The sequence below is a fragment of the Microbispora sp. NBC_01389 genome, from assembly GCF_045040095.1.
In the GTDB taxonomy this organism is placed as follows: domain Bacteria; phylum Actinomycetota; class Actinomycetes; order Streptosporangiales; family Streptosporangiaceae; genus Microbispora.
Window position 1 is genome coordinate 4,141,446 of record NZ_CP109552.1, and the last position, 17,659, is coordinate 4,159,104.

Consider the following 17,659-nt stretch of genomic DNA (forward strand, 5'->3'; position numbering starts at 1 on the left):
GCATGACGATATTGATCAATCCCGCCGACGGCCAGGTCGTCGAGGACGTGCCCGACACCCCGCTCGACGGCGTGACGCTGGCCGTACGCGCGGCCCGGGAGGCCTTCGAGCAGTGGCGCGAGACGACGCCGGGGGAGCGTGCGCTGGTGCTGCTGCGACTGGCGGACCTCGTCGAGCGGGACGCCGGGGAGCTGACCCGGCTGGAGGTCGAGGAGACCGGCAAGCCCGCCGCCGTGTTCCGGGACGGCGAGCTGCCTTTCGCCGTCGACAACCTCCGGTTCTTCGCCGGCGCGGCCAGGTCCCTCGACGGCACGGGCGCGGGCGTGTTCAGCGCCGGATACACGTCCGTGCTGATCAAACGGCCGATCGGGGTGGTGGGCGCGATCGCGCCCTGGAACTTCCCGTTCATCATGGCGGTCTGGAAGATCGGCCCGGCCGTCGCCGCGGGGAACGCCGTCGTGATCAAACCTGCACCCCGGACGCCCCGCTCCACGCTGCGGCTCGCCGAGCTGTTCACCGAGGCCGGGGCCCCGGAGGGCCTCGTGCGGGTGGTGACCGGCGGCGCCGAGGTGGGACGGACCCTGGTGACCGATCCCGGCGTGGACATGGTCAGCGTCACCGGGTCCACCGCGACCGGCCGCGAGGTCATGCGCGGAGCGGTGGACGGCCTCAAGCGGGTCCATCTGGAGCTGGGCGGCAAGGCGCCCGCGCTGGTGTTCGCCGACGCTTCGCTGGAGGACATGGCGGCCGGGGTCGTCATGGGCGCCACCTACAACACCGGCCAGGACTGCACGGCCGCGACCAGGGTGTACGTCGAGAGGTCGCGGTACGCCGAGGCGGTCGAGGCGCTGCGGGAGACCATCGCCCGCGTCCGGCCGGGCGACCCCTGGGCGGCCGACGCCGACATCGGCCCGCTGATCAGCGCCGAGCACCGCGAGCGGGTCCACGGCTTCGTGACCAGGGCGTCCGGCCGCGTCGTCCACGGAGGCGGGCCGATCGACGGCCCCGGTTTCCACTACACGCCCACGCTGATCGCCGACGCCGACCCGGCGAGCGAGATCGTGCGGAGCGAGATCTTCGGCCCGGTGCTGGTGGCGATGCCGTTCGACGGCGAGGACGAGGCGGTGCGGCTCGCCAACGCCACGCCGTACGGGCTGGCCTCGTCGGTGTGGTCCACGGACGTGGCCCGCGCGCTGCGCGTCTCCCACCGCCTGGACGTGGGCGTGACGTGGGTGAACGACCACCTGCCCATCGCCTCGGAGGCCCCGCACGGCGGTGTCAAGGGCAGCGGGTTCGGCAAGGACATGAGCCAGGAGGCCGTGCGGGAGTATTCGGTCACCCGGCACCTCATGATCAAGCACGCGGCCCCGGAGGCGCGCGACTCCTTCCGTCCGGCCTGAGCGGTCCCGGCGAACTACGCGCCGGGGAGGTTACGCAGCGCCTCGCGGCGGCTCACTCCGCTGAGGCCCCGGTGCTTCACGTAGCGGAGCACCTCCTCCGGGTTGGTCCTCGCGTACTCGCGCAGCGCCCAGCCGATGGCCTTGCGGGCGAAGAAGTCGGTGTCCGACAGGCTCGGCTCGATGCACGCGTAGAGCAGGTGGACGTCGGTGCCGTCCTTGAAGGAGTTCTGGCACAGGATGGCGGCGCGCCGTTTCCACAGGTCGGCGTCGTGCGCCCAGTCGAGCACCTGGCGGCGCATGCTCTCCGGATACAACCGCAGCAGCGTGCCGATCCGATGGATGGCGATGTCGTCCACGAAGTCCCACCAGGCCCCGGTGACGATCATCTCCTCGTACATCGGGATCGTGTAGAGCGTCTGCCAGGACCGGTAGAACCGGTGCGCGGACAGCTCGATCGCGGCGTAGCGCTCCTCGCGGTACTCGGCGTCGCGCCACAGCGCCAGCACCGCCCGGCGCCACTCGGGCGCGCTGTCGAGCCGGTGCTCGGTGAAGAGCCTGCGCAGCAGGGCCCGCCGCGGCACGGCCGTGACCCCGAGGAACGGCATCTCCGACTTCATGTACGCCCGCATGGACAGGGCGCGCGCGGGGTCGGCGGCCTCCGTCAGCGCGAGGCGTACCGCCTTGTGCAGTGTCATGACGGCCGGCTCGCCCGCTCTCCGGTAGCGAGACCGTCGAACAGGAGCTTGACGAAGTGGCCGGCGAGGTGGTCGGTGTCGAGCGTCCCGCCGGGGCGGAACCAGCGCACGGTCACCCAGATGGTGTCGCGGATCATCCGGTAGGTCAGCTTGGGATCGACGTCGGCGCGGAACCGGCCCGCGGCCTGGCCGGCCCTGATCTGCTCCACCCACATGCGCTCCACCTCGTCCTCGGCCCGCAGCAGGTAGTCGAACCGGTCGCCGGGCAGCGAGCGCAGGTAGTTCCAGTCGTTCTGCATGACGGTGATGGCCGCCCGGTGCGGCTCCAGGGTGCCGAAGCCGATGCGGACCATCTCCGCCAGGACCGAGCGGGGGTCGCCGCGGCGGTCCAGCACGGCCCGGTAGCGGGTGATCAGATCGTCCAGGAAGGTGCGCAGCACCTCGTCGACGATCGTCTCCTTCGAGTCGAAGTGGTGATAGAGGCTGCCGGACAGGATGCCCGCCTCCAGCGCGATCTCCCGTACCGTGGTGGCCTGGAAGCCCTTGCGCGCGAACAACTCGGCGGCGAGCCTGACGAGGTGCTCGCGTCGTTCCGACGCCGGCCCGGCCACGCCGCGCCTCGCTCTGACCGGCACGGCCGTGCCGCCGGAGTCCTTACGCTGGTTCACGGCTCCCATTATGGCCGTCGAGCAAGGGCTTGTTCGCAACTCTCGCCTCACGTGACCTCCCGGCATGAGCGCCGCCCGTACGGCAGGATCGGACGCATGGCGAAATTGCAGTATCCGTTCACCTTGGGGGTGGCGTCGGGCGAGCCCTTATCCGACGGACTGATCCTCTGGACCCGGCTCGCTCCCGAGCCGCTGAACCCGGCGCGGCCCGGCGGCATGCCGGACAAGGCGACGACCGTACGCTGGGAGATCGCCGAGGACGAGGCGTTCCGGAAGATCGTGCAGTCCGGCACCACGCCCGCGCAGCCCGACTGGGCGCACAGCGTGCACGTGCGGGTGGCCGGGCTGAAGCCCGGGGCCGAGTACTTCTACCGGTTCTCCGCCGAGGGCCACGTGAGCCGGGTGGGCCGCACCAGGACCGCCCCCGCCGCCGGTTCGACCGCTCCCGTCCGCTTCTGCTTCGTCTCCTGCCAGCGCTACGAGCACGGTCACTTCACCGCGCTGCGCCATCTCGCCGCCGAGCGGCCCGACCTGGTCCTCCACCTCGGCGACTACATCTACGAGTACGGCAAGCCGAAGAACCCCGGGCCCGGCCGCTGGGTGCGCCCGCTGGAGTCGGCGGACGAGTGCACCACGCTCGCCGGGTACCGCAACCGCTACGCCCGCTACAAAATGGACCCCGACCTGCAGGCCGCGCACGCCGCCGCGCCGTGGCTCGCGATCCCCGACGACCACGAGGTCCGGGACAACTGGGCGGGCGCGCTGCCGGGTGACGGCAGCGGTTCCGCCGCCTTCCTCAAGCGCCGGGCCGCCGCCTTCAAGGCGTACTACGAGCACCAGCCGCTGCGCGTCCGACCGTCCGGCGCGAGCCTGCAGAACTACCGCCGGCGGCCGTACGGGCGGGTGGCCGACTTCCTGCTCACCGACGCCCGGCAGTACCGCCAGGGCCGCGACATGCTCGGCCCCGAGCAGGAGAAGTGGCTGGTGGACCGGCTGCGCGGCTCGACGGCCCGGTGGAAGGTGCTGGCGCAGGCGGTGTTCTTCTCCCAGCGCAGGTTCCCGCTCGAACCCGTCAGTGCCGACGCGTGGGACGGCTTTCCCGACTCGCGCGCCCGCGTGCTCGCCGCCGCCCCGGACGGGCTGGTCGTGCTGAGCGGCGACGTGCACAGCGCGTACGCCTGCGACGTGCGCGCGAACTGGGCGGACCCGGCCTCCCGCGCGCTCGGCGCCGAGTTCGTCGGCCCCTCGGTGACGAGCATGCCGGGCATCACCGACGCGAGCAAGATCCTTGACATCAACGCCCACATCGCCTTCTTCGACAGCCGGCACGGGTACGTGTCCTGCACGGCCGGCCCGGCCGAGTTCCGGGCCGACTACCGGGCGGTCGCCTTCGTGGACCGGCCCGGCGCCCCGCTGACCACGATCGCGGGCTTCGAGGTGAGGGAGAACCGGCTGCACCGCACCGATCTGTGATCCGCACTAGCAAATAGGAAAGTTTCCTATTAAATTGCGGGCATGCCTGAGCGATGCCCTGCGGACGCAGCATGAAGCGAAGCCCTGACCTGCTCCGTCTGGCCGACACGGTCCTCCTGCCCGGCTTCGCCGGCACCACCGCCCCCGACTGGGTGCGGCGGCGGCTCGCGGGCGGCCTCGCCGGCGTGGTGCTGTTCTCGCGCAACGTGGACACCCCGGCCCAGCTCGCCGCGCTGACCTCGTCGCTGCGCGCGGAGAACCCCGACGTCGTCATCGGCATCGACGAGGAGGCGGGGGAGGTGACGCGGCTGGAGGCCCGCACCGGCAGCTCACGGCCCGGGAACTACGCACTGGGCGTCGTTGACGACGAGGAGCTGACCGAGCGGGTGGCCCGCGACATCGGGCACGACCTGCGGCGGGCCGGGATCACCATCGACTTCGCCCCGGCCGCGGACGTCAACTCCAACCCGGACAACCCGGTCATCGGCCTGCGGGCGTTCGGCGCCGGCCCGGGGCTCGTCGCGCGGCACACGGCCGCCTGGATCCGCGGGCTGCAGTCCACCGGCGTCGCCGCCTGCGCCAAGCACTTCCCCGGGCACGGCGACACGTCCGTCGACTCCCACCACGGGATCCCGCGGGTGACCGCCTCGCGGGAGGAACTGGCCGAGGTCGAGCTGTGGCCGTTCCGGGTGGCCATCCGCGAGGGAGTGCGGGCCGTCATGACCGGTCACCTGCTCGTGACGGCGTACGACGAGGAGCGGCCGGCCACCCTGAGCCCCCGCGTCCTCACCGGCCTGCTCCGGCGGGAGCTGGGCTTCGAGGGCCTGATCGTCACCGACGGCATCGAGATGGCGGCGGTCTCCGGCCGTTACGGCCTGGGCGGCGCGAGCGCGATGGCGGTGGCGGCGGGGGCCGACGCGGTCTGCGTGGGCGGCGAGAACGCCGACGAGGCGACCCACGCGCGCATCCGCGACGCGATCGCCGACGCCGTGACGGAGGGATCGCTGACGGAGGAGCGGCTCGCCGACGCGGCGGCGCGGGTGCGCGCCCTCGCCGCCTGGCGGGCGGGGGCGGAGCCGGGAGACGCCGAGCCCGGCGAGATCGGGCTGGCCGCCGCCCGCCGGGCGCTGCGGGTCACCCTGCGCGGGCCGGCCGGGACGCTGCCGCTGGCCGCGGCGCCCCATGTGGTCGAGCTCGCGCCGGAGACCAACCTCGCGATCGACAAGGGCATGCCGTGGGGCGCCGGGGAGCCGCTGGGCAAGCTGCTGCCGGGCACCACGGTCGCCCGCCTGCGCGCGGAGGACGTGCGCGCGGAGGACGTGCGAGCGGAGGACGTGCGAGCGGAGGACGTGCGAGCGGAGGACGGGCGGGGGGCGCACGAGCCGGGGGGCGGCGTCGCCGCCGCGGTCCTGCGCCAGGCCGCCGATCGGCCCCTCGTCGTCGTGGTGCGGGACGCCCACCGGCATCCCTGGCAGACGGACCTGCTGGAGCGCCTGCTGGCGGCCCGGCCGGACGGCGTCGTGGTCGAGATGGGGCTGCCGGGCCGTACGGACCTGGGGGCGGTCCACATCGCCACGTACGGCGCCGCCCGGGTCTGCGGCCAGGCGGCGGCCGAGGTCCTCGCCGGTCTCGGCTGAGGGCGCGGGGCTTCGGCGGGGGGAGGCGGGCGGCGGCTCGGCGATGCGGCGTGCGCCGTAGCATGGGGCGCCGACGCATCGCGGATGGGAGCTTCATGAAGGTCGCCTACGTCACCACCGACGATCCGGTCAGCCGCGAGGACGACGAGCGCGAGACCGCCCTCGCCGCCTGGCTCGGGGCCGGCATCGAGGGGTCGCCGGTGAACTGGCACGACCCCGCCGTCGACTGGTCGGAGTTCGACGCGGTGGTGGTCCGCTCCGCCTGGGACTACATCGAGCGGCGGGACGAGTTCGTCGCCTGGGCCCACCGGGTGGAGCGGGTCACGCGGCTGTTCAACCCGGCGCAGGTGCTCGAATGGAACACCGACAAGACCTACCTGCGCACTCTGGGCGTGCCGATCGTGCCCACCTTCTGGCCCGAGCCGGGCGCCGAGCCGCCGGAGTGGGAGCTGCCCGGGTGGGAGGAGTACGTCGTCAAGCCGGCCGTCTCGGCGGGGGCCCGCGACACGGTCCGCACGGCGAGCCGGGACGACGCCGCCGCCCACGCGGCCGGGCTGCTCGCCGAGGGCCGCACGGCCATGGTCCAGCCCTACCTCCCGTCCGTGGAGCTGGAGGGCGAGCTGTCGCTGCTGTACTTCGGCGGCCGGTTCAGCCACGCCGTACGTCGGCATCCCATGCTCAGCGGCGCCCCGGCCACGGCGGAGAACCGCGCCACCCTGCGCGACCCCGACGACGACCAGTTCGCGCTGGCCGAGCGGGTGCTGGCCGCCGTCCCGCCGGATCTGCTGTACGCCCGGGTGGACCTGGTCCGCATGCCGGACGGCGAGCCGGTGCTGATGGAGGCCGAGCTCACCGAGCCGTACCTGTTCCTGCGGGACGAACTGGCCGCGCCGGACCTGTTCGCCGAGGTCCTCGCCGAGACGCTCAAGGCGGGCTGACCGCGGGCTGACCTCCGCGGCCGGGGCGGGCGAGAGTCCGTGGCTCAGCCGTGCGTCGAGATGCCGCCGTCCACCGGGATGACGGCCCCGGTGAGGTACGACCCGGCCCGTGAGGCGAGGAAGACGGCCGCGCCCGCCATGTCGTCGGGCCGGCCGATCCGGCCCAGCGGCACGCCGCTCTCGATCGCGCCGCGCATCTCGGGGTCGTCGAGCGCGAAGGCCGTCATCTTCGACTCGAAGGGCCCGGGGGCGATGGCGTTGACGGTGATCGACTCCTTGGCCAGCCGGTGTGCCAGATGCCGGGTCAGCATGTGGACCCCCGCCTTCGCCGCCGAGTAGGCGTAGTTCTCCATGAACGGCACCCGCAGCCCGTCGACCGACCCGATGTTGATCACCCGGGCGGGGTCATCGGGAGAGGCGGCGGCGCACAGCAGTGGCAGGAACCGGCGGGTGAGGAAGAAGACGCCCTTGACGTTGATGTCCCAGAGCTTGTCGAAGGCGTGCTCGGGATACTCCTCCAGGGGTGCGCCCCAGCTCGCCCCGGCGTTGTTGACGAGCACGTCGAGCCGGCTCTCCCGCTCCGCCACCGCTCGCGCCAGCGTCTCGACGCCCTCGGGGGTCGACAGGTCGGCCCGGACCGCCCGGCAGCCCAGCTCCTCGGCTGTGGCCTCCAGTTCGTCCTGCTTGCGGGAGGAGATGTAGACGGTCGCGCCCGCGTCCAGGAACCCGCGCGCGATCATCTTGCCGATTCCCCTGGAGCCGCCCGTCACGACGACCGTCTTGCCTTCCACCGAGAACAGAGTCATGGGGGAAGCGTACCGACCGGTCGGTTCCCGACCCGCGCCGCGCGGCGCCGGGGTTGATGGCACCGGGCTAACGGTGGCGCGTCCTGGCGGGCGTGGGGGACCCGCCAGGACGCGCTCCGCCCCGGCGCGAGGCTTCGACCCCGGCGAGGGTTGGGGTCGAGACCTCGTTCAATCGCACGGAGTCTCTGGGGAGAGGCCGTCGTCGTCCGGCCGCTCCGGCGTGCGGTGGTGCCGCATGATCAGGCGTGTCGCGCCGTCGGGGTCGTCGGAGGGATGCGTGATCAGGAAGTCATCCTCATGCCACACAAACGACCCGTTCCTGCACCAGACCGTCAAGTCGGTGGATACCGACAGCACGGACATGCCGTTCCCGTTGCTCTGGTAGGTGTGGGTGAACCCCTGCCGGTGCAAGGCGTAGCGCAGCATGCGCGTCGCCTCGCAGGGGTCCCGCCAGGGCAAGTACGGCGTGCCCGCACGGACCGCTAGCACCTGCCCACCTCCATTGGATGGATTTGTACCAACGTTTGGATAATGCGCGGCCCGGAGGGCTCCGGTCAAGGGGTTGTTTCCCACTAGACCGAGATCCTCTAGATTTGTTGGAACAAAAGGGTGGATTGAGGAAAGATGGCACGATCGTCGCTCTATCAGCAGGTGGCCGCCGAGGTGCGCAGGGCCATCTACGCGGGCGAACTCGCGCCGGGGGACCAGATCCCGACCGAGACCGACCTCATGGAGGCGCACGGGGTCAGCCGCAACACCGTACGGCTGGCGCTGGGCGAACTGGAGAACGAGGGTCTCATCCTGCGGATGCGCCGGCGTGGAACGTTCGTACGCGAGCGCCGTCCCCTCCTCATGCGGCCCCAGGACGAGTTCCTCGCGCATGACCAGGAAGAACCCCGGTTCGACGCGTTCGTCCACGCCGTCCGGTCCGAGGGTCGTACGGCCGACCAGCGGATCGAGGTCTCGATCGTCGAACCGCCCGAGGACGTGGCGACCCGCCTCGCCCTCGCCGACGGCGCCCTGGCCGTGGTGCGCCGCCGCCTGCGGTTCGTCGACGCCCAGCCGTTCAACACGCTGGACTCGTACTTCCCGCTGGAGATCGTGGGGGGCTCCGAGATCGCCCGGCCGGGGGACATCACCCGCGGGGCCAACAGGGTGCTGGAGGAGCTCGGGCACCTGCAGACCCGCGTGATCGACGACCTCTCGGCCCGCATGCCCACCTCCGACGAGTCGTCCCGGCTCCAGCTGGAGCCGGGCACCCCGGTCGTCGTCCACACCCGGGTCGGCTACGACGCCGACGACACTCCGGTCCGCGTCGCCGTGTCCGTGCTGCCCGCCGACAAGCATCTGATCCGATACGAGCTGGAACGTCATTGACGAGGCCCGGGCGCCCGCTCCCCTGAGCGGGCGCCGCAGGCCGAGCCCTCCTCCGGGGGGCCCATCCCTCCTGTGCGCCGTCCCGCCCGCCCGCGGCGCCGATCACTGTGCCCGTCAACGGGCCGATCCCAGTGCAGATCCCAGGGCAGATCCCGGTGCCGTTCCCGGTGCCGTTCCCCGGGGGCGCCACCGCCATGGGCCCCGCCGTGCCCGCGCGCCCTAGCGAGGTCCGCCGTCCACCGCGACGGACGCTGTACGGCATCCCGCCGTCACTCTGAGTGATCGGATCATCCCCCTCGGCACGAAAGGAATCAGGCATGCCTGCGAACACCCTGGATCTTGTTACGGAACTCACGCTGCGTCGCGCCACCCCGGCCGACCTTCCGGGGGTTCTCGCCCTGCTGGCCCGCACCGCCGGCTGGCTGAACGGTCTCGGCGTACGGCAGTGGCCGGCCGGCGGCTTCCCGGCCGAGCGGATCGACCCGCTGATCGGCGAGGGGGTCATGTATCTGCTCGACGCCGGCGAGGCCGCGGAGACCCTCGACGGCGCCGCCCGCGTGCCCGCCGCCACGATCGCGGTGGACGGCCACGCCGACGCGGAGTTCTGGACGCCGCGGGACCGGCCCGGCGACGCGCTGTACGTCCACAAACTGGCCGTCCACAGGTCCTTCTCGGGCCAGGGCCTCGGGGAGGTGCTGCTCGACTGGGCCGGCCTGCGGGCCGCCGTCCACGGCCGGCCGTACCTGCGGCTCGACTGCTCGAAGGACAACGTCCGCCTGCAGGCGTACTACCGGGGAGCGGGTTTCCGGCACGTCCGTACCGTCGACCTGCCGCACCGCGCCTCGGGGGCGCTGTTCGAGCGGGACGCCTGCGCCGTACTTCCCGCCTGGGACCGTTCCGGACACGGCGAACCGGCGATGCGGGGGCACCGGCGGCGGCAGGAGCGCCACACTCCGGCGGTGCCGGCCCCGCGTGGAGGCCACGGGACGCAGCAGTTGCGCGTTCTTGACATCACGGCACACAACGAGTTGATCGAGTGCTGAACAGGGCGGATGCCGTGAGGCGCCGCAAAGGGACCCGATACTGTTCACATCATGACGGGATCCCTCCTTGAAGTGATCGCGCTCGATCTGCGTGACGCCGTGGCCGCCGAGGAGGGCGGGGCTGACCGCCTGGAGGTCGTATCCGACATGGGCTCGGGCGGGCTCACCCCCTCGGCGGACCTCGTCGCGGCCATCGCCCGCGAGTGCGGACTGCCGCAGATGATCATGCTCCGCCGTGACGCCGGGTTCACGGTGCGCCCGGAGGAGCTCGACCGGCTGCGCCGCGACGTGAAGGAACTGACCGAGGCCGGCGCGGCGGGGTTCGTCTTCGGATTCCTCTCGGAGGACGGTTCGGTGGACGTGAAGGCGACCGAGGCGCTGATCCAGGCAGTCTCGCCGCTGCCCTGGACCTTCCACCGCGCGGTGGACCACGCCGCCGACGTGCGGGCGGCGTGGCGTGCCGTACGGCTGCTGCCGAACCTGGCGACCATCCTCACGTCGGGGTCGCCCGAGGGCGTCGGCAGCGGCCTGGACGTCCTGCGGGCCCGCGCCGAGGCGGGGGACGCCTCGCTCGTGCTCGCCGGCGGCGGCCTGCGCGAGGCGCACATCCCGGCGCTGCTCGACTACGGCATCCGCGCCTTCCACGTGGGTGGCGCTGTGCGGGGCTCCTGGCAGGAGCCCGTCGACCCGAACCGAGTCAGGCACTGGCGCCGCCTGGTGGACCGGCTCTGAGGCCCGGCGCCGTCAGGCACGGCGGCGCGCGACCAGGACGGCGTCCCGGATGGTGATCTCGTGCCCCTCCGGGTCGGTCGCCGTGCGCGGCCGGGCCTCGGCGGCCGTCACCTCCCAGTCGGCCGGGTCGAGCGAGGCCGCGACCTCCTCGGCGGTGAACATCGCCTGCGGGAGGTGCTGCCGGTGGGCCACGGTCAGCAGGTCGAGCGGGTGGTGCCCGACGATCAGCAGGACGCCGCCCGGCGCGACGGCCGCGGCCAGCCGGGCGTACAGCGCCCGCCGCGTCTCGACCGGCAGATGCATGTAGTGCGCCGACACCAGGTCATACGCGCCCTCGGGGAGTGGGTGGTCGCGCAGGTCGGCGTGGACCCACTCGATGCGGGCCGCGACCTCGGGGCCGGCGTCGGAGGCGTGGCCGGCGGCCCGCTTCAGCGCGGTGGCCGAGATGTCCGTGCCGGTCACCCGCCAGCCGCGCCCGGCGAGCCATACGGCGTCGGCGCCCTCGCCGCTGCCGACGTCGAGTGCCCGGCCCGGCGGCAGATCGGCGGCCTCGGCGACGAGCTGCGCGTTCGGGCGCCCGCTCCAGACGGCCGGCCGTGACTGGTAGCGCTCCTCCCAGGCGGCCTCCTCGAACATCGTGCCCATCGCGAGCCGGTAGGCGCCGACCGCCTCCGCGGTCTCCTCGGCGACGAGGTCCATGTTGATCGCCGCGCCGGTGGTCAGGCCCGCCGCGCCGGCCGTGATGACCTGCGCCATCAGGTCGGCCGTGTTCCCCGCCACGTAGACGCCGGGCACGGCGGTGGCCCCCGTCGGCTCCGCGGGGATCCGGCTGCCGACCATGTGACCGTTCTTCTCCACCTCGACCGGCGTGAGCCCGAGCGACCGCGCCACGTCGGCGCGGGCGGTGAACCGCGGCGCGACGACGACCACGTCGAGCCCGATCACGTCGCCCGAGGCCAGGCGCACCCCGGTGAGCGTGTCGCCGGTCACCTCCACCTCCGCGACCTGGCCGTCCGCGACGGCGATCCGGCGCGCGGCGAGCCGTTCGGCGTCATCCGCCGGCAGCGGCGCGGCGTGATGGTTCAGGAACACCACGTTCTCGGTCCACTGCCGCCACAGGCAGGCCTGCTCGACGGCGTGCGGGCCGGTGGCCAGCACGCCGATCCGCCGGTCGCGGACCTCCCAGCCGTGGCAGTACGGGCAGTGCAGCACGTCGCGGCCCCAGCGTCCGGCCAGGCCGGGTACGTCCGGAAGCTCGTCCGCGAGGCCGGTCGCGAGCAGTAGCCGTCGCGCCCGGAGCGCGCGCCCGTCGTCGAGCGTCACGACGAAGCGGCCGTCGTCCTCCCGTGCCGCGTTCGCCACGCGCCCGCCGGTGATCTCAGCGCCGTACGCCGCGATCTCCGCGCGCCCGGCCGCCAGCAGTTCGGCGGGCGGCGTGCCCTCCCTGCCGAGGTAGTTGTGCACGTGCGAGGCCGGCGCGTTGCGCGGCCGCCCGTCGTCGACCACCAGCACCGACCGTCTCGCCCGCGCCAGCGCCAGGGCGCCGCTGAGGCCCGCCGCGCCGCCGCCGACCACGATCACGTCATATGTTCTTTCCACCCGAGTCTCCTCTCGCATCGCCCGGGCCACGATGCGCCATGATCGGTGGGACCGCCAAACAACGTTGCCGATATGGCAAAGGCGGGCGCGCGGCTCAGCCGAGGGCCTGGTCGGCCCGGGCCAGCGCGGCGACCAGCGTCCGTATCGTCGCGGGCTCGTCCAGCACCCCGCCCGCCGCGGCCCGCCGCTCCTCCCACGCGCGCACCCGGTCGGCGTACTTCTCGTAGCAGGCGAGATGGAAGGCGTAGACGGTCGTGAAGCGGCTGACGAGGTGGGAGGGGTGCATGTCCCAGCCCTGGTGGAAGCCGTGGGACAGCGAGTGCGCCACCAGCGCCGAGTGCCTGCGGAGTAGGGCGTGCACGTCGGCGGCCGAGTCCGAGGCCGGCGCCGCGGCGAGGGAGCCGTCCGACAGTTCGACGCCCGTGCCGGCGAGCGCGGTCCGCATGACGTGCCTGGCGTGGTCGCACGCGGGATGGTCGAGCCGCTGCTCGTCCGGGGGCAGCCCGACCGCCGCGGTGTAGTCGAACACCCCGAAGTGCGCGGCCGCGAGCCGCCCGCCGAGCGACGGCACCAGATCGGCCGACCGCTGCAGGATCAGCACGGTCTGCGGGGCCTCCACCTGCATCTCGAAGCGCAGCGTCCCGGAGGGGAGCGCCAGCGCCCGCTCCAGCGCCTCCAGGCAGCGGGCGAACCGCCCGAGGTGGTCCTCCATGAGGACCTTGGGGAACGTCACCGTGAACCCGTCCGGAAGCCGCCCGGCCCGCCGTACGACCTCGGTGAGGAACCCGTCGAGCGTACGGACCGAGCGGTGCGGGTCGCCGTCGGCGAACGACTTCACCCGCAGCCCCCACCGGCGGGGGAGGGTGCCCGCGCGGTGCATCTCGGCGACGGCCGCCGCCGCGGCCTCGGCGTGCCGGTCCTCCTCCTCGGGCGCGCGCACGCCGTAGCCGTCCTCGAAGTCGATCCGCAGGTCCTCGATGGGTTCGTTGTGGAGCTTGCGGCGGACCCGGTCGTGCACGGGCTGGGCCAGCCCGGGGTCCAGCCCGAACAGCGCGGCCAGCTCACCGGGGGTGAACAGCAGCCGGTTCAGCAGGTCGGTTGCGGCGTGCCGCCATTCGTGGACGACCCCCGCCGTGACCCGGTCCGCCGGCACGTACACGGTGTGCACCGGCTGCCACGCCGGCTCCTGGCCAGTGGGGTAACGGGCGAGCTGGTCGCGGTGGACGCGGTCGAAGCCGTCGAGCAGCCCGTCCAGGCCGGTCAGCGTCGTCTCCATGGCGACGATCCTCGCAGAGCCCCGGCACGGCCACTTCGTCAATGCGCGACAACCGGCCGGGGTGCTGGAACTGAGCTCGCTGGCCGCGCGCCGCGCGGTGGGCGCTCAGGAGGGGGTTCCCCTGTGGGTGAGACGGCCGGCTGCGCCCAGCATGGCGTCCCTGCCCACCAGCTTCACCCGCTCGCCCCGCTTGAGGTTCTCCGCCAGTGCCGTCTCCGCGGCCTCGATGCCGAGCCAGTCGGCGTACGTCACCGGGCACACGCCGCGGGCGGCGAGCAGGTCGTCCAGCCGGGCGGTGGCGGTTCCCGGCTTGACCTCGGCGAGCAGGGTCCGCACGGTCTCCGCGGCGTCGGACTTGTTGGTCCCGATCACCCCGGTCGGGCCCCGCTTCAGCCAGCCCGCGACGTACTGCCGGTCGGTCACCTTCCCGGCGACGTTGGGCACCGTCATCGCCCGCGTGTCGAAGGGCACCCCGGGCAGCGCGACGCTCCGGTAGCCCACCGAGCGCATCACCATGTCCGCCGGGATCGTCTCGAACTCGCCGGTCCCGACGACCCGCCCGTCCTCCAGGCGGGTCCGCTCCAGCCGTACGCCCTCGACCCGGGAGACCCCGAGAATCTCCACCGGGCGCAGCCAGAAGCGCACCTCCAGACGGCGTGGCCGGTCGGCCGGCTCGCGCTCCGACCACGACCGCAGCACATCCACGTTGCCCTTGACCTGCCGCGACAGGGTGGCCAGGTCACCGGTAGCGACCTCGTGGGGGAAGGTCAGGACGTCGGCGTTCAGCAACTCGCCGAGCTCGCGCAGCTCCTTGAGGGTGAACTTGGCGTGTTCCGGGCCGCGCCGCCCGATCATGTGGATGCGCCTGACCCGCGAGGCGGCCAGCCGGTCGAGCACCTCCTCGGGCACGTCGGTGCCGCGTAGTTCGTCGGCGGTCTTGGCCATGATCCGCACGACGTCCACGGCGACGTTGCCGACGCCGATGACGACGACGTCCTCGGCGTCGAGGGAGAAGGTGTCCGGCGGGACGTCGGGGTGGCCGCAGTACCAGTTGACGAAGTCGGTCGCGGCGACGCTGCCCGGCAGGTCCTCGCCCGGGATGCCGAGCTGCCTGTCGACCATCGCGCCGGTGCAGTAGACGACCGCGTCGTAGCAGGACAGCAGGTCGTCGGCCGAGACGTCCGCGCCGAGTTCCACCCCGCCGAGGAAGCGCACCCCGGGCGTCTCCAGGACGCGCCGGAGGTACCCGGCGATCGACTTGATCGAGGTGTGGTCGGGCGCGACGCCGTACCGCACGAGCCCGTAGGGCGTGGGCAGGCGTTCGAGCACGTCGACCTCGACGGGGTCGTGCGACTGTCTGACCAGTGCCTCGGCCGTGTAGATCCCGGCCGGGCCCGATCCAACGATCGCGACGCGCAGTGTCACCATGGCCTCCCGGCAGCGGCGGCGTGTCTGGCTTCGATTCTTTATCATCGGCGACGGCCGTGTCACCGGAACGCCATGCCGCGGCACCGGACTGTGATCCTTACCGTGATCCGTGTTGTGATGATTCGTGGGGTTGCGGCGACCCGGCGGCCGCGATCAGAGTGATGCTCGTGGGCTCTGGGGCTAAAAGACGGGGAAACCCGCGGACGAGACGGCCGGGCGGTGGCACCCTCCCTGACATGAGGGGACTGCGCGGGGGGCAGGACGAGCCCGGGGCCTCGCCGGCCACGGTCCGGGGGTCGCGGAACGATCGAGGCGACGGCCGCCGCTACGAGGCGCTGGGCCGGGTCATGGCCGCGCTGTCCGGCGAGGCGGAGACGCTGGAGGCGTGCGGCGATCTCACCTGGTGGCGGACCACCGACCACTCCTGGCACGTCGAGTGGCGCGACGGCCCGCAGGCCGCGGAGGTGGCGGCGCTGCTGGTCGAGCGGATCGGCGAACCGGGCCCCGACGCCGCGCCCGCCGCCCCGGCCGGTCCCGCGGCCGCGTCGACCGCGGTGATCGACGTGATGGGGGTGACCTTCGTGCTGCGGGCGATCGACCCGTTCGGCATGGAACGGCTGCGGTCCAGGCCCGGCCTGTGGCGGCTGTCGGCGGCGCTGGACGGCCCGGCGGGCGCCGGGGAGCGGTCACGTCAGCACTGGGAGGAACTTCTCGGCGGCTGAGCGGCGGGCGCGCGTGGAGGGGAGGCGGCGGGTGCCCCGAGTCGATAGCCTTGGAGCACATCACCTCTCACGAGCAAGGAGTAGCCGTGCTACTGCGTATGTCGACCCTGTTCCTGCGCACCCTGCGTGAGGATCCGGCGGACGCGGAAGTGCCGAGCCACAAGCTGCTCGTCCGCGCCGGCTACGTCCGCCGGGTCGCGCCCGGCATCTACTCCTGGCTGCCGCTCGGCAAGATCGTGCTGGAGAACGTCGCCCGGGTGGTCCGCGAGGAGATGGACCGGATGGGCGCGCAGGAGGTGCTGTTCCCCGCGCTGCTGCCCCGCGACTACTACGAGGCCACCGGCCGCTGGACCGAGTACGGCGACACGCTGTTCCGCCTGAAGGACCGCAAGGGCGCCGACTACCTTCTCGGGCCGACGCACGAGGAGATGTTCACCGACATGGTCAAGGGGGAGTACTCCTCCTACAAGGACTATCCGGTGACGCTGTACCAGATCCAGACCAAGTACCGCGACGAGGCGCGTCCCCGGGCCGGCATCCTGCGGGGCCGGGAGTTCGTGATGAAGGACTCCTACTCCTTCGACCTCGACGACGACGGCCTGAAGCGGTCCTACGAGATGCACCGCGACGCCTACATCCGCATCTTCGACCGCCTCGGCATCGACTACCGGATCTGTTTCGCCATGTCGGGGGCCATGGGCGGATCGGCCTCCGAGGAGTTCCTCGCGCCCTGCGCCACCGGTGAGGACACCTTCGTGGCCTGCCACAACTGCGGGTACGCGGCGAACGCCGAGGCGGTCGTGACGCCCGCGCCGCCCGCGGTGACCGCCGAGCAGCCGCCCATGGAGGTCCTCGACACGCCCGGCACGCCGACGATCGAGTCGCTGGTGACGTACGTCAACGAGCGGTACGACCTCGGAATCACCGCGGCGGACACGCTGAAGAACCTCGTCGTCAAGGTCCGCACGCCGGGCTCCGACGAGGTCGGGACCGTGGTCGTCGGCGTCCCCGGCGACCGCGAGGTGGACTTCAAGCGCCTGGAGGCCGCGCTCGCGCCCGGTGTGCCGGAGATCTTCGAGGCCGAGGACTTCGCCCGCCACCCCGGCCTGGTGCGCGGCTACATCGGCCCGCAGGTGCTCGCGGACCTCGGGATCACCTACCTCGTCGACCCCCGCGTCGTGGCGGGCTCGGCCTGGGTGACCGGCGCCAACGAGCCGGGCAGGCACGCCGCGCACGTGGTCGCGGGCCGTGACTTCCAGCCCGACGGCACGATCGAGGCCGCCGAGGTGCGCGCGGGCGACTCCTGCCCCCGCTGCGCCCACCCGCTGTCGATCGACCGCGGCATCGAGATCGGGCACATCTTCCAGCTCGGCCGCAAGTACGCCGACGCGGCCCACCTCGACGCGCTCGGGCCGGACGGCAAGCCCATCCGCATCACCATGGGCTCGTACGGCGTCGGCGTGTCCCGGGCGGTGGCGGTGCTGGCCGAGCAGCGGCACGACGCCCTGGGCCTGGTGTGGCCCAGGGAGGTGGCCCCCGCCGACGTGCACATCGTCGGCACCGGCAAGGAGAACCAGATCGAGGTGGCCAGCGAGCTCGCCGAGACCCTGGAGGCGCGGGGGCTCCGCGTGCTGGTGGACGACCGCCGGGGTGTGTCGCCGGGCGTCAAGTTCAAGGACTCCGAGCTGCTGGGCGTGCCCACCGTCCTGATCGTCGGCCGTGGGCTGGCCCAGGGCGTGGTGGAGCTGCGCGACCGGGTCGCCGGGACCAAGGAGGAGATCCCGCTGGACCAGGCCGCCGACCGCGTCCTCGCCGCCTGCCTTCCCGCCTCTCCCGCGTGATCTTCCGGTAGGGCCGGGCCCCGG

Annotated in this window: 16 protein-coding genes; 9 read left to right on the forward strand and 7 right to left on the reverse strand. The window is 72.9% G+C overall.

Translation table 11 applies throughout. The annotated features are described in order from the left end of the window. Positions 1 to 2: 2 nt before the first annotated feature. Positions 3 to 1,400 carry an aldehyde dehydrogenase family protein gene (locus OG344_RS18670; protein WP_405084187.1) on the forward strand — a complete coding sequence of 466 codons (1,398 nt, stop codon included), beginning with the start codon at positions 3 to 5 and terminating at the stop codon, positions 1,398 to 1,400. 14 nt (positions 1,401 to 1,414) lie between these two features. Here the strand turns inward: OG344_RS18670 and OG344_RS18675 are convergent, their stop codons facing one another. Together OG344_RS18675 and OG344_RS18680 are read right to left on the reverse strand one after the other, a co-directional pair. Next, entirely contained in the window at positions 1,415 to 2,095 is a 681-nt protein-coding gene (locus OG344_RS18675) for a DNA alkylation repair protein (RefSeq protein ID WP_327044569.1), read from the reverse strand. Further along, complete coding sequence (locus OG344_RS18680; protein WP_405084188.1) at positions 2,092 to 2,772, reverse strand: TetR/AcrR family transcriptional regulator; 681 nt, start codon at positions 2,770 to 2,772, stop codon at positions 2,092 to 2,094. Before OG344_RS18680 ends, OG344_RS18675 begins: the two co-directional genes overlap by 4 nt. 87 nt (positions 2,773 to 2,859) lie before the next feature. Between OG344_RS18680 and OG344_RS18685 the strand changes: the two genes are divergently transcribed. The 3 genes from OG344_RS18685 to OG344_RS18695 all read left to right on the forward strand — a co-directional run bounded on the left by OG344_RS18685 (position 2,860) and on the right by OG344_RS18695 (position 6,811). After that, positions 2,860 to 4,236 carry an alkaline phosphatase D family protein gene (locus OG344_RS18685; protein ID WP_405084189.1) on the forward strand — a complete coding sequence of 459 codons (1,377 nt, stop codon included), beginning with the start codon at positions 2,860 to 2,862 and terminating at the stop codon, positions 4,234 to 4,236. A gap of 71 nt (positions 4,237 to 4,307) precedes the next feature. Then, entirely contained in the window at positions 4,308 to 5,873 is a 1,566-nt protein-coding gene (locus OG344_RS18690) for a glycoside hydrolase family 3 protein (RefSeq protein WP_405084190.1), read from the forward strand. 95 nt (positions 5,874 to 5,968) lie between these two features. Next, positions 5,969 to 6,811, forward strand: coding sequence for a RimK family alpha-L-glutamate ligase (locus tag OG344_RS18695; RefSeq protein WP_405084191.1), 843 nt, complete (start codon positions 5,969 to 5,971; stop codon positions 6,809 to 6,811). Between the two features lie 44 nt (positions 6,812 to 6,855). Here the strand turns inward: OG344_RS18695 and OG344_RS18700 are convergent, their stop codons facing one another. Both OG344_RS18700 and OG344_RS18705 read right to left on the reverse strand, forming a co-directional pair. Continuing rightward, positions 6,856 to 7,617 carry an SDR family oxidoreductase gene (locus tag OG344_RS18700; protein WP_405084192.1) on the reverse strand — a complete coding sequence of 254 codons (762 nt, stop codon included), beginning with the start codon at positions 7,615 to 7,617 and terminating at the stop codon, positions 6,856 to 6,858. A 168-nt stretch (positions 7,618 to 7,785) separates the two neighbouring features. Then, complete coding sequence (locus OG344_RS18705) at positions 7,786 to 8,043, reverse strand: hypothetical protein (protein WP_405084193.1); 258 nt, start codon at positions 8,041 to 8,043, stop codon at positions 7,786 to 7,788. A gap of 198 nt (positions 8,044 to 8,241) precedes the next feature. Here OG344_RS18705 and OG344_RS18710 point away from each other — a divergent pair, with 198 nt between their 5' ends. From OG344_RS18710 to OG344_RS18720, 3 genes are all read left to right on the forward strand, one after another. Further along, the gene (locus tag OG344_RS18710; RefSeq protein ID WP_327044575.1) at positions 8,242 to 8,994 is read left to right on the forward strand and encodes a GntR family transcriptional regulator; all 753 of its coding nucleotides are present in this window, start codon (positions 8,242 to 8,244) and stop codon (positions 8,992 to 8,994) included. 317 nt (positions 8,995 to 9,311) lie between these two features. Continuing rightward, positions 9,312 to 10,037: a GNAT family N-acetyltransferase gene (locus OG344_RS18715; RefSeq protein ID WP_327044576.1), complete on the forward strand. Its 726-nt coding sequence runs from the start codon at positions 9,312 to 9,314 to the stop codon at positions 10,035 to 10,037. A 51-nt stretch (positions 10,038 to 10,088) separates the two neighbouring features. Then, positions 10,089 to 10,769, forward strand: a complete 681-nt coding sequence (locus tag OG344_RS18720) for a copper homeostasis protein CutC (RefSeq protein WP_405084194.1) — start codon at positions 10,089 to 10,091, stop codon at positions 10,767 to 10,769. A 12-nt stretch (positions 10,770 to 10,781) separates the two neighbouring features. On the opposite strand, the gene OG344_RS18725 is transcribed toward OG344_RS18720, so the two are convergent. The 3 genes from OG344_RS18725 to OG344_RS18735 all read right to left on the reverse strand — a co-directional run bounded on the left by OG344_RS18725 (position 10,782) and on the right by OG344_RS18735 (position 15,072). After that, positions 10,782 to 12,368 carry an FAD-dependent oxidoreductase gene (locus OG344_RS18725; protein WP_405084195.1) on the reverse strand — a complete coding sequence of 529 codons (1,587 nt, stop codon included), beginning with the start codon at positions 12,366 to 12,368 and terminating at the stop codon, positions 10,782 to 10,784. A gap of 94 nt (positions 12,369 to 12,462) precedes the next feature. Further along, on the reverse strand, positions 12,463 to 13,644 hold the full coding sequence (locus tag OG344_RS18730; RefSeq protein ID WP_327044579.1) for a DUF6986 family protein: 1,182 nt from the start codon (positions 13,642 to 13,644) through the stop codon (positions 12,463 to 12,465). Positions 13,645 to 13,749: 105 nt separating this feature from the next. After that, entirely contained in the window at positions 13,750 to 15,072 is a 1,323-nt protein-coding gene (locus OG344_RS18735) for an FAD-dependent oxidoreductase (protein WP_405084196.1), read from the reverse strand. 236 nt (positions 15,073 to 15,308) lie between these two features. Between OG344_RS18735 and OG344_RS18740 the strand changes: the two genes are divergently transcribed. Continuing rightward, complete coding sequence (locus OG344_RS18740) at positions 15,309 to 15,794, forward strand: hypothetical protein (RefSeq protein WP_327044582.1); 486 nt, start codon at positions 15,309 to 15,311, stop codon at positions 15,792 to 15,794. A gap of 86 nt (positions 15,795 to 15,880) precedes the next feature. Further along, the gene (locus tag OG344_RS18745) at positions 15,881 to 17,635 is read left to right on the forward strand and encodes a proline--tRNA ligase (RefSeq protein WP_327044583.1); all 1,755 of its coding nucleotides are present in this window, start codon (positions 15,881 to 15,883) and stop codon (positions 17,633 to 17,635) included. The last annotated feature ends 24 nt before the right edge of the window (positions 17,636 to 17,659 follow it).